This window comes from Rhodospirillaceae bacterium, assembly GCA_016712715.1.
In the GTDB taxonomy this organism is placed as follows: domain Bacteria; phylum Pseudomonadota; class Alphaproteobacteria; order Dongiales; family Dongiaceae; genus Dongia.
In genome coordinates, this window is sequence record JADJQM010000001.1 from 1,509,950 (window position 1) to 1,522,583 (window position 12,634).

Genomic DNA, 12,634 nt, shown 5'->3' on the forward strand with positions numbered 1-12,634 from the left:
CTTACCCCAACGTCTGTCTACTGCAATCCAAGCACCGGCTTCAGCCGGTCGTTGTAGGTGCAGAACTCCTCGAATGTGAGATCCGGATTGTCGTTGAAGACGACATAGACCCCATCTATCAATGGCTTCACCAACGGCACCTTGCTGGTAAGACGCTTGATCACCTCATCACGCCCGTAGCCGAGCGCGCGCCGGCAGAGTTCAGCGTCCCAGAACTGGGCGACATTGAGCGTAAAAATGTTGTTCCGACCATCAGGATCGGCGTTGGCCTGCTCGATGAGTTTGCGCCGTTGGGCCTGATGCAGTTGAGAGTATTTCGAAGAGTGATAATCCAGATATGCTGCGGCACGGTACCCGCGCACGGCATCCATCACCTCCGGGAACCGGTAGTGCAACATGTTTTGATACTCGTTTGCGCTCAATTTTTTTGTGTCAAAAGCGAATGTGTCGTCGGAAGTCTTCTCATCGTAGATGTAACGCGCGTCTCTGATACGATAAGCACCATAATGTTTGAGAGCAGTATCGGTGTATTTTACGCTGTAGCACGCGGCTAGATCTCCTTTATCTCGAACGGGTGCCGGCGGTACCAACGCCCCCTTCCAAGATAGTGGCGAGTTCAAAGCGATCATTCGTCGAGCTAGTTCGGCATAAAGTTCGTCGATGGACTCGTTCGGGTCCGGACGCTGATAGATCCATAGATCCACGCGATACTTTTTCATTTCTTTTTCCTCAGTTTTTTGAACATATCTTGTGCCTGCTGCGATGCTTCCCTTACCTGCACAATGACCTCATCTCCATATCCCAAGCGATTAATGAGCGCGGTCATGTCCTGAGCACGACTTTCGTCCGGTAGCTCATACCTGATTTTGAACTTCGGACCATCAATCACTTTGTTATTCTGCCGAACAGCATTGACCTGTCGCCGAACATCAGCAGCCGCGGTAATCTCCGCACCCCAAAATGATGGAGGAACGTCTGCTTTGGAATCGACCAAAACAATCAAGTAAGTTGTCTGAGGAGTTGGATCTATATTATCAAATCTCACCAAGTCATCACCGTCAGGATTGTCCCAGCGAAGCGATGGTTTTGCCGGCATGTTGTGCTTTTCAGACCAGACATAGCCATTCCCCTCTCGTTCGTACGCAGCCGCGTGAGGGATATGTGTTTCTGGCTCCGCGACCCAGCAAAGGCCGACCTTCTCACCGGGCAAGTCTAGCGCCTGCTTCTTTGTCAAAATATCATTCTCGTCTTTCGGAAAGAAGGATCTCGGATCGAATGTCGCCTGCTCCGGATTTTTAATCGCGCCGTCGGCGGCCTCTTCGTCGATGTCACTCTTCCGAGCATTGTCAGCGGACTGAAGAGCTTCGTCACTTTCGCCTTTCAGCGATGGTCTGGCCTTATCAACCAAACCGTCGATCAGTTCTTTGCCGCTCTTAAGTCCCTTACGGCCCGGCGTGAGCGTCGCGGCACCTGCGAGGGCCATGCCATAGTCGTCCAAACCCCATTCTTCTCCGTTCGCTCTCCAGTCTTTGATATCTGCGAAAGCTCCCGAAACGTCGCCTACGACAGGAATTAGACCCACACCAAGCTGGATCGCAGGATTTAACAGGCCGAGCCGTTCTTCTATCGCTTGGCTTTCGGTCTCCTCCTTCTTGCGTTCATCGTCATAAGTTTCGGTAAAGGTACCGCCATTCAGCAGCGCCTCTGCCGCGGTCAATCCAGCGCGTATCTCTTCAATTGAGTCACCCATGACGGCGTCGGCAAGACTCCGCGCCGTATCGCGTTCACCTTGCGTCGACTCTCGAAACCCGCTCCGACCTTCGTAGGGTCGCAATCGCAAGACGCTCTCTCCTGTCGCATCGGATTGATAATGCGTCGACGCCCGGACCGCTCGATTGTTGGAATCATCTGACTCATTGTTGTTCGCCGGCGCCTGCGCTGACTTCCACTTCGCTACCCACTCATCAACCCCTGGCATCGTCGTGGCAGACTCAAGCTGCGCCAGCTTCATGCCTTTTAAATCACGGTTGCGATGATCGCGGGCGGCTTGAGATTCAATCGTCTTCAGGTTCATCAGGCGATACTTGCCGTCTGGCCCCCGATAGAGGCCCGGCATTGCCGTGCCAGCGAGTCCTGCCTGCGCTAAGCCGGCACTCTGTGCATCGATCTCTTTGCCGAAGGACCAGGTGTCGGTGTTGACCCCCTGTTCATAGGATTCACGATCCCAAGTTTCCTTCGCCTCCGGGGAATTGAAGCGGAAGACGCCGTTCTCCCAAACCCCCAGCACATTCGAATTGGCAGCGGCTTTCGGCGCCGGCTTCGGTTCGGCACGGTTTTCGATATGCGGCGGCCAGGCGGATTGCCGCTGCGGTGCTGATGGTCTTGGCCTAATAAGGTGGCTCCGCGTTTGCTGTCTCTCCTTTTGCTTGTATCATTTAATTCCTATTTCGTAAAGAACAAAAATAGAACACGCGTATCAGGAATTCAGCTCGCGAGTAATCCAGCGCCTTGAAATCCCTGAACATTCATTCAACGCATAGCGCCTATACCACTACGATCGTTTACTTTTCGGCATCTAGAAGGTAATTTACACTTCTCACTGAGGTGCTTTCGATGACCTATCCGCGGCGACATGAGGCGAGGGACCTGACCGGGCTTTGGCTCGGGCAGCACGCGCTTGTCTGCCTGCCGGATCTGCCGCCGAGCGGGCCGCTCGAACGCGGCGACATCGAACGCTAGAGCTCCTTACGACCTTCTGAGCTTTACGACGTTCCGGAACGGACGCGCCTCCAGGCAGCGTCCGGTTCTCGTCCTGCCCGGCCCCTGTCCAGGCTATCGTCGACTGTCGACCCGAGTACCCATCATGCGCGCACCCCTTGTCCTCTTCATGCCGGCCCTCATCGCCGTCGCCGGCTTCGAAACCGCCTTGGCGCTTGTCTCCCCCCTCATTTCGCTACGGCTGGAGGAAGGCGGCGTTTCGACGGGCATGATCGGCTTCGTGGCCTCGGCCTATTCGATCGGCTATCTCGGCGGCACGCAGATCTGCCGGCACCTCATCCTGCACTATGGCGCGCGCCAGACGATCGCGGCACTAGCTCTGCTCGCGGCATTGAGCCTGCTGGCGCATGCCGTGCTGTTTGATGTCATGCTCTGGCTGCTGCTGTCAGCCACCTGCGGCTTCGCCATGGCCGGGATCTACACCATTGCCGAGAGCCTCCTGAACGTATTGGCCAGCCGCGGCAATCGAGGCCGCCTCTACAGCGTCTACATGACGGCCTCATGGCTGACGGCGGGTGCATCGCCCATTGCTGTCCTGGCGGAAGGCAGCGGCGGAATGACGAGCTTCATAATCGCCGGCGCACTTATTGCCTTCACGACGTTGCCGGTGCTGCTGTCACGCCGTGTCGAATTGCCGGTGCCCTCCCATGGCAGCCTCACCCTGCGGCACTTCAGGGCCGTTCCACCGGTGGCGCTCGCCATCTGCTTTGGCTCCGGCATCGTCAATGGCGGACTTCATGGCCTGTTGCCGAGCTATGCCGTCGAGACCGGCCTCGACAATAACGATCTCTCGGTCATGCTGACGGTCGCGGCCATCGCCGGCATTGCCGGGCAGTTTCCGATCGGTCATTTCTCGGACAAGGCGCGGGAGCGGATCGCCGTGGCCAAGATCGTGATCGTCTTCGGGATCGTGCTGTGTCTCGCCCTCTTTGCCTTCTCGAGTGCCGGCTTTGTCATGCTGGCAACCCTGTTTGGCCTGCTCACCGCCATCATGGCGCCAATCTATGGCCTGGGAGCGGCACTCGCCAACGACCGTGCCGGCGATGGCTGCACCCTGGCGACCACGGGGACATTGCTGTTCGTGAATGGTATTGGCGCCGCGATCGGGCCGATCGGCGCGGGGCTTGCGATGCAGGCCTGGGGTCCGGCTGGACTGTTCCTGTTCCTGGCCGGTGCCGCCGGCGTCATCGGCCTTGCCACCGCCAATCAGCGATGGCTGGAACGCATCTGGCTTCTGGTCCCGCGTGCCTGAAAACAGAAGAAGGGGTGCGGATTTCCCGCACCCCGTCCTGGTTCACTTAGCCGACGTCGAACTTCACGCCCTGGGCGAGGGGCAGGTGGTCAGAGTAGTTGATGGTATTGGTGGCGCGGCGCATATAGGCCTTCCACGCATCCGAACCGCTTTCACGGCCCCCGCCGGTTTCCTTTTCGCCACCAAAGGCGCCGCCGATTTCAGCACCTGACGGGCCGATATTGACGTTGGCGATGCCGCAATCGGAACCGACATCCGAGGTAAACAACTCGGCTTCGCGCACATCGCGCGTGAAGATGCAGGAGGAGAGGCCCTGCGGCACATCATTCTGCACCCGAATGGCATCGGCAAAATCGCGGTACTTCACGACATAGAGGATCGGCGCGAAGGTTTCATGAGTCATGACCGCGCTCTGCTTGGGCAATTCGACGATGGCGGGGCGAACGTAATAGCCATTGGCGCAACCAGAGACGCTGACGCGTTCACCCCCGGTCACCTTGCCACCTTCGGCCTTGGCCTGCTTGAGCGCTGCCTGCATCGCTTCATAGGCGGCCGCGTCGATGAGCGGACCGATGAGGGTCTTTGCTTCCAGCGGATTGCCGACCGGCACCTGGCCATAAAGCTTCTTCAGGCGCGGAAGCAGCTTTGCATAGATTTCTTCGTGCACAATGAGGCGGCGCAGGCTGGTGCAGCGCTGGCCGGCAGTGCCGACGGCGCTGAAGAGAATGGCACGCTCTGCGAGCTTCAGATCGGCCGACGGGCAGACGATCATGGCGTTGTTGCCGCCCAGTTCCAGCAGCGACCGGCCGAAGCGGGCCGCCACGCGTGGCGCCACTTCGCGACCCATGCGGGTCGAGCCCGTCGCCGAGACAAGGGCCACGCGCGGGTCGTCGACCATGACTTCACCAACTTCACGTGCGCCGATGAGGACTTCCAGCAGACCCTCGGGAATGGCCGTACCGGTTTCCTTGGCAAATCGGTGCGAGGCTTTCGCAAAAATCTTCGCGCAAGCCAGGGCCACGAGCGGCGTCTTTTCACTGGGCTTCCACACCACGGAGTTGCCGGCGACGAGCGCCAGAGCCGAGTTCCAGGACCAGACAGCGACCGGGAAGTTGAAAGCGGTGATGACACCGACGACACCGAGCGGATGCCAGGTCTCTGCCATGCGATGGCCCGGACGTTCCGAGGCAATGGTCAGGCCGTAAAGCTGGCGCGAGAGGCCGACCGCGAAATCGCAGATGTCGATCATCTCCTGCACTTCGCCCAAACCCTCGGTGACGATCTTGCCGGCTTCGACCGAGACCAGTTGACCCAGGGCTGCCTTGTTAGCGCGCAACTCTTCACCCAGCAGGCGCACGAGTTCGCCGCGCTTGGGCGCCGGCACCTGGCGCCAGGCAAGATAGGCGGATTGGGCGCGGGCGATTTTCTTGGTGGCACCCTTGGCATCGTCACAAACGAGGCGCGCAACTTCGCCACCGGTGATCGGTGAGCGGACGATGAGATCGCCCTTTTTCAGGGACTTGGCATCGAGCCCGAGGGCCTTCAAAATCTTGTCGAGTTTCATGACGGGACAACTCCAAATGAAAAGCGCCCATGCATGCGCCAGACGCAGCGAACTTGTCAACAGACCAGCCCAATCCGCCCGATAGCCGGGATCCCTGGAACTTTGGCAACACCCGGGCTGTTTGAAGCCAGCTTCGCTGGGAACTTAGGGGGCCGGCGCCCGCTTGCTCTCGGGCAACAACCCAGCAAGAATGGTCTTCTAGATGCAGTTACTGGAGATACCCTGAAATGGCACGCCTGCAGAAACGAACTTTTGGACGGAAATGCCATCTGGTCCTGTTGGCAGGTATGGCAACCGCCCTTTTCGCCTTTGCCCAGTCAGCGCGCGCCGAGACCATTCTGGATATCGAACCCGCCCCTGAACTGGCCCCTGGCCAAGCCTGGGCCGGTGTCGCCGAAATGCTGATGGTCTATTACGACGTGCCCAATACCGGTCCCGGCGAGATGCAATGCAGCCTCGCCTTCTACCTGACCGGAACGCAGAACTGCTACAAGTCACCCGAGGAAAGCGAGTTTTCTGCGGTCAGCCGTGTTGTCAAAGGCTATTCCCAGTACGCTCATGAATCCTTTGGCGAGGTGCCGATCGCGATGCGGTGGAAAGAGGCCAAGACGATCCCGCCCGCCGACATTGTTCAGGAGATCAAATTCGAGCGGCCGATCCTGGTGCAGATCGAGCCCGCCCCGAATGAAGGCGAGAGCAAGGTAGAGAAGCGGGCTGTGCTGATCGTGGGCTTCGACGGTGGTCCGGACAACTTGCAGCTCATCATCAATGATCCCAAGATCTACCAGCCAACCCAGAATCCCTATCTGGAATTTGGCGGGAGGATTCGGGACAATTCTGGCCAGTATCAGATCGGTTATGCCGATTTCCTTTCCTTCCTGAAGTGGTCCGCGACTCTCTACAAAATCAAACCAGACTGACTAAGCGTCTGCGAAAGCGACGTATTTTCGTTAGCCATGCGGGCGGCACAGGTCGGGCATGGCGAGGGTAAATGTCAATTGCCTTGACATATAGGCCCCAGGGCTTCATATCTCGCGGGCATTTCTCGTGGATTGCGCGCTTACGCCCTGGTTTGGCCGCTTCCTTATGGCCACTTTTTCGGCGTCCATCCCGAGATACATATCCCACGTCATAGATTCCTGAGCAGGCGCGCCTTGGGTTCGCCCGCTGGCTATTTGCCCGCGCGCCGATCGGCGCACGCGTAACTCCCTTGCGGCATGACAATAAACTGCCAAAAGGAATTACGGCATTGAATACGCATACCCAAACCACCCCCGTCACCAATGTTCTGGCGGATTTTGCCTCGCTCAACCTGGTTGAGCCGTTGATGCAGGCCGTGACGGAATCCGGTTACACGAAACCCACCCCCATCCAGGCCCAGTCGATCCCCGCTCTGCTCGAAGGTCATGACCTTTTGGGTCTCGCCCAGACCGGCACCGGCAAGACGGCCGCCTTCGTCCTCCCCATGCTCCAGCGGATGATGGCCAACCGCAAGCAGCCGCAGCCCAAATCGGCGCGCGCCCTGATCCTGACGCCGACGCGCGAGCTCGCGGTCCAAATCAATGACAGCATCAAGACCTATGGGCGGCACCTTCCGTTGCGCTCGACCGTGATTTTCGGCGGCGTCGGCTCGGTCCCGCAGATCAACACCATGCGCCGCGGCATCGACTTCGTGGTCGCCACACCGGGCCGCCTGCTCGATCTCATGAACCAGGGCCATGTATCGCTCTCATCGGTCGAATTCTTCGTGCTCGACGAAGCCGATCGCATGCTCGACATGGGCTTCATCCGCGACATTCGCAAGATCGTGGCCACGCTGCCGGTACGCCGCCAGACTCTGCTGTTCTCGGCCACCATGCCGAACGAAATCGCTGACCTCGCCAACAGCCTCCTCACCAAGCCGAAGCGCGTTGAAGTGGTCCCGCAATCGACCACCGCCGAGCGTATCGACCAGATCGTCTACATGGTGTCAAAGACAAACAAGCGCCGCCTGCTCGCTGAACTGCTGAACGGTCCGGGCGTCACTCGCTCGATCGTCTTCACGCGCACCAAGCGTGGCGCTGACCGCGTTTCCGAGCAGTTGGAGCGTGACGGCATCCGCAGCGCCGCAATCCATGGCAACAAGGGCCAGAGCGCCCGCCAGACCGCCCTGGGCTCCTTCCGCAATGGCAGTGTCAAGGTGCTGGTCGCGACCGACATCGCTGCTCGCGGTATCGACGTCGACGGCATCAGCCACGTTGTCAATTATGACTTGCCGCTCGAGCCGGAGAGCTATGTGCACCGTATCGGCCGTACCGCCCGTGCCGGCGCCACCGGCATTGCGATCAGCCTGTGCGACGGCGAAGAGCGCAGCCTGCTGCGCGACATCGAAAAGGTCGTGCGCATGAAGATCCCCGTGGTCGACGATCATCCCCTGGCGAAGTCCAGCGGTGGTGAGGCGGCCAGTGGCGAGCAGATCACGCTGCATCGTGCCCAGAGCATCCGTCAGGACCAGGAGCGCACCCAGGAACGTAATCCGGGCCGCGGGCCGCGTCGTGGCGGTGGCAATGGTGGCGGACATAGCGGCGGTGACCGCAATCGTGGTGGCCAAGGCCGTGGCGAACGTAGCCATGCCCCGCGTGGCGACCGTGCCCCGGCCAAGAATGCCGACTTCCGTGGTGGCGATTTCCGCGAACAGGAAGCCCGCCAGCCGCGCACCGAGCGTGCCGCGCAACCGCGTGGCGAAGCTCGCGCCGATCGCAGTCACAACCGGCAGCCGGAGGCGCGCGATGCACGCCCGGCGCGCCGTGACGACCGGCCGCGTCGTGATGAAGGTGGTGAAAGCCGCTTTGAAGCCGAACGCCGCCAGGCCGGCGGTCAGCGCAACGAAGTTCGTCGCAGCGAAGCACCGGTCCGTGCTGCTGAGCCGCGCCGCGAACCGGTGCGCCCCGATGGTGAACATCGCCGCATCGACTATCGCGCCCGTGCCGAACAGGGTGAACGCGGCAAGCCAGGTGTCCATCGTGGTCCGGGCAGCAGCCGCCCCGCGCGCTGACATAGCTCGATCCAGTCAAGCGTTGGCTTGACTGAATGAACAGGGAACCGCCAGGCAGCATCAGCTGTCCGGCGGTTTTTCTTCGGAAGCGGGATTGCCTTAGGCGGCCGGTTTGGTTCGCAGCACAGCTTCGAGATCCGGTTGATCGATCTGCTCCGGGTCGAGGAATTGCTCCGCATAGCGCTTCCAGACGCCTTCTTCGATGAAGATATCGAGCAGGTCTGGGTCGAGATGATGTTCCTTCTTCATGCTCCCCATGATCTTGATCGCCTCGCTGAGCTTCTTCGCCTTTTTATAGGGTCGGTCAGCGGCGGTCAGTGCCTCGAACACGTCGGCGATCGCCATCATGCGCGCGACCGGCGACATCTCACCCTGCTTCAGCCGCTTGGGGTATCCCATCCCATTCATCCTCTCATGGTGTCCACCGGCAATCTCCGGCACGGCCCGAAGGTGTTTCGGGAAGGGCAAGCTCTGCAGCATGATGATCGTCTGCGAGATGTGGTCGTTGATCTGGTAGCGTTCCTCTTCAGTCAGTGTTCCGCGGCCGATGCACAAATTGTAGATCTCGCCCCGGTTCATCTTGTGGCGCGGCATATCGAGTTTGAAGCCCCATGGATTGTCCTGCTTGATCACATCCTTTGCTTCGTATGGCGTAATGTGGTCGTCCCGGTCAGCAAGCAGCGGCTCGTCGACAGGAAGCGCTGGCTCCGGCGTCCGATCCATACGCTTCCTTTCCTCATAGGAGATACCGGCGCGGTTACTTAAGGTCCGTCGCCAGGTGCGCCGGGCAATTTCCTGGATCCGCGCGACCTTTGTTGGCTCCATGAATTCTCCGCCCTCATTGCATGCAGCGACGAAGGCGAAATCCTCATCCAATTGCCGAAGGGACGCATTGAGCGCCGCGCGAAGAGTTGGTTCATCCTGCCCGTTGAGACGACCCTGCCAATAGACAATTTCTGCATCGCGCTTGAGGACCTCGAACCGCATCCGAATTTCATGGATGCGGTCATAGAGGGTCTCCAGCTTGGTCGCCTTGTCGACCACGTATTCCGGTGTCGTCACCTTGCCGCAATCGTGGAGCCAGGAACCTATCTCGACCGCCTCCCACTCCTCAGCAGACAGATTGAAGTCGGCGAACGGTCCATTTGTGCGGGCGCAGGCCGCCTCGGCCAGCATCCGAGTCAGGGCCGGCACACGCGCACAGTGGCCGCCGGTATAGGTCGACTTGGCATCAATGGCACCCGCGATCAGCTTGATCAGCGCATCCATCAAATCCTTCTGCGATTGAAGCAACTGCTTGTTTTCGATGGCGACCCCGGCACTGCCACTGACGGCCCGAATAAGCTCAATCAATCGATTGCTGACTGTCCAGGATCCCTGTCCGACACCAATGGCCTTGGTCAGCAAGAGGGCACCCAGCACCTGCTGCTTGCGATTGAACAGCGGAACGATGATGAGCGCCATGCGGACGGCCTGCTCACGTTCGACCAGTTCATTGAGGCCAAGCGCCTCAAGTTCGTCAGGCTCAAGCCGCCTTTCAATCAGGGCGATCCGACCTTCGGTCAAGGCCTCCCCGATCTCGCCCAATAAGCCGGCACCCTGCAGCGGCAGTGATTTCGCATGCGCGTCCGGACCAGCCATCTCATCATCGTGCCAGCGAACGATTTCGGGATGAAGCATCCCTTCATCCTCATGCCACAGGTAAATCGCGCCGCCGTCGCTTTCAACCAGCTCGATCGTCTCGCGCAACACCCGGTCCAGCAGTGGCCGGAACTCCCGCTCTGCTGACAACGCATGACCGATGTCGAGAAATTTCCGTATCGTCACTTTCATGCGGTTGAGAGAACGACCGAGATCACCCACCTCCGAAATGATGGTCTTCACCTTGACGTCCTTTTCGAAGTCAAAGGTGGCAATCGCCTTGGTCTCCCGTGCCAGCCGATTGATGGGCTTCACCAGTAACCTGGTCCCAAGCCAGCCCACCAGAATCGCGGCGAGGAGAATGACAAGCGCGATCAGCAGCTGGCTTCCAACGATACTCCGCGCACCCGCGAAAAGTTCGTCCTCAGGAATCGCAATCAGCATGTTGATGGAGTTATTGCCTTGAATTTCAATCTTCGCGGTCGAGATTTGCCACTTGCGACCGTCCAACTTTACCTGGTCGCGACTTTTCGGGCCGGTCAGCAGGTTGGAGGCAGCAACCAATGCTGGCAATCTCAGCTCATCGATAGTGACGAGACGCAGCGAGCCATCGCTTTGAGCAGCCGTCATCTTGGCACTGTCACGATAGGCAACGACCTGACCACTTCGCCCAACGAGTGCCAATTCGGTAGAGGGCGTGATGCGAATACTCTTCAGTTCGGCTGCGATCGATTCCAGCGTGAGATCAAGCGCCACGATGACGGCGCCATCTGCTGACCTGCTGGCCAAGGTGGCTCCAACCAGTTTCGTCGTGAAGAAAACATAGGGCTCGGTCAGAATGGTGCCTGGTTGCTTTGATGCCATCTGGAACCAGGGCCTGGTTCGTGGGTCATAGCGATAGTCCGGCTGAAAGCGCATATCGAGCAGTTTCTGATCTGCATCATAGTATCGATACTCGCCGATCATGGCGCCCACCGCATCCTGGGTTATGGATTGTACCACCAATGTGGCGGTCTTCGGTGCTTTGACAACACGGCGAACCTCGTCATTACGCAGTGGGCGAAACAGGATGAATTCACCATTGGGATAACCAACGTAGAGCGCATCGGTGATGGGATTCTCATTCAGCGCGTCGACAATGAGCGGAAGTTCGGCAAGGCGCTGGGCCAATGTATCAGCACCCGACAAGCCGCTATGCGCCAGCAACGTAATCTGGTTGCGAGCCGGTGAAAGTATGCGCTGAACCTTTTCGCTGAGCGTATCCCGGATGTATCGGGTGGTTTCGGCGGAGGTTGTCAGCAGGATGTCCTGGGTGCCACGATAGGTATGCCATGCAAAGGTCGCGACGACGACGACCAACAGCGCGGTAACGCCGATAACGCCCAGCAGGTGCAGGGGCACTTCCAACGGTGGCTTCTTCAGTTGTCCGGTGGCGGACATTGCATGCTCCTGCCTTTTGCTCGGCTTTCAGTATTCGATCATGGTAGCCGCAGCGACCTTGAGAAGGTGACGTTCCGTAAATCGATGCAACGTGCGATCAAGACGCATCCCCTCGACGAGCCGCAGCCAGTTGTTGACCTGGGCAGCGTTGAACTTGGTGCGGGAGAGAGCAAGTCCGCTTGGGGTGGGCGGTGCCGGCGATGCGTTGACCAGGGTAAATGCGCCGCGCTCTTCTTCGGTGAGATAGAAGAAGTAGTGAATCGACGGCGCCAGAATGGCCTGGACTCTCGTTGTTCGTAACGCGTCGAATAGATCCTTCTGCGTCGCAAACTCGACCACGCGGTCATCGCCCAGCAGAACTTTCAAATGATAGTCATAGTAATTGCCATAGCGGAAGCCACGCACCAGGCCGATCTGCCATTCTGGCTTCGCCACAAAGGCATCCAGGGTGAAGGTTGTGCCAACCTCGGCGGCGGGCATGACGAGCATGTTCTTGATGCCGAAAAATGTGACGAAGCGCGCCAATTTTTCGCGCCCTGGGGTCGCGATGGAGTTGGTGGCCATGTCAATTGCGCCGGTTTCAATTGCCGGCCAGAGATCAGCCCGATTGATCTCGTGAATATCGAAGAGGCAACCGGATCGCCACATGAGTTCACCGATCAAGTCGGCGTCTACTCCCGCACCGTCGTGATACATGGCGCCGAATTCCATGACCCCGATGCGAATGGGCTCCGCGCAGCCGAAATCACGGGCAGGGTCCCGGCCCTGTGCCCAGGCACTGCTGGTCGCGGCGATTCCGATGATCACCGCCAAAACCCGGGTAAATACTGTCACCGGTATGCGCATGCTCTTGCCTCGCGCCGTGCACCGAGGACAATTTAGCTTCGCGGCTTTAACGATCCATTAAGTGTGAAATATACGGCAA

At 59.1% G+C, this 12,634-nt stretch carries 8 protein-coding genes; 3 read left to right on the forward strand and 5 right to left on the reverse strand.

Translation table 11 applies throughout. The features are described from left to right. Positions 1-17: 17 nt before the first annotated feature. The gene (locus tag IPK59_07365) at positions 18-719 is read right to left on the reverse strand and encodes a hypothetical protein (protein ID MBK8158581.1); all 702 of its coding nucleotides are present in this window, start codon (positions 717-719) and stop codon (positions 18-20) included. Further along, positions 716-2,287, reverse strand: coding sequence for a hypothetical protein (locus IPK59_07370; GenBank protein ID MBK8158582.1), 1,572 nt, complete (start codon positions 2,285-2,287; stop codon positions 716-718). Before IPK59_07370 ends, IPK59_07365 begins: the two co-directional genes overlap by 4 nt. Positions 2,288-2,863: 576 nt before the next feature. Between IPK59_07370 and IPK59_07375 the strand changes: the two genes are divergently transcribed. Next, a complete protein-coding gene (locus IPK59_07375) occupies positions 2,864-4,030 on the forward strand; it encodes an MFS transporter (protein ID MBK8158583.1) in 1,167 nt (388 codons plus the stop codon). Between the two features lie 46 nt (positions 4,031-4,076). On the opposite strand, the gene IPK59_07380 is transcribed toward IPK59_07375, so the two are convergent. Further along, positions 4,077-5,594: an aldehyde dehydrogenase family protein gene (locus IPK59_07380; protein MBK8158584.1), complete on the reverse strand. Its 1,518-nt coding sequence runs from the start codon at positions 5,592-5,594 to the stop codon at positions 4,077-4,079. A 287-nt stretch (positions 5,595-5,881) separates the two neighbouring features. Here IPK59_07380 and IPK59_07385 point away from each other — a divergent pair, with 287 nt between their 5' ends. Next, positions 5,882-6,514, forward strand: a complete 633-nt coding sequence (locus tag IPK59_07385; GenBank protein MBK8158585.1) for a hypothetical protein — start codon at positions 5,882-5,884, stop codon at positions 6,512-6,514. A gap of 368 nt (positions 6,515-6,882) precedes the next feature. Then, positions 6,883-8,628 carry a DEAD/DEAH box helicase gene (locus tag IPK59_07390; protein MBK8158586.1) on the forward strand — a complete coding sequence of 582 codons (1,746 nt, stop codon included), beginning with the start codon at positions 6,883-6,885 and terminating at the stop codon, positions 8,626-8,628. A 99-nt stretch (positions 8,629-8,727) separates the two neighbouring features. Here the strand turns inward: IPK59_07390 and IPK59_07395 are convergent, their stop codons facing one another. Then, positions 8,728-11,709 carry a GAF domain-containing protein gene (locus IPK59_07395; GenBank protein MBK8158587.1) on the reverse strand — a complete coding sequence of 994 codons (2,982 nt, stop codon included), beginning with the start codon at positions 11,707-11,709 and terminating at the stop codon, positions 8,728-8,730. A gap of 27 nt (positions 11,710-11,736) precedes the next feature. Then, positions 11,737-12,555, reverse strand: coding sequence for a transporter substrate-binding domain-containing protein (locus IPK59_07400; GenBank protein ID MBK8158588.1), 819 nt, complete (start codon positions 12,553-12,555; stop codon positions 11,737-11,739). Between the last annotated feature and the right edge of the window lie 79 nt (positions 12,556-12,634).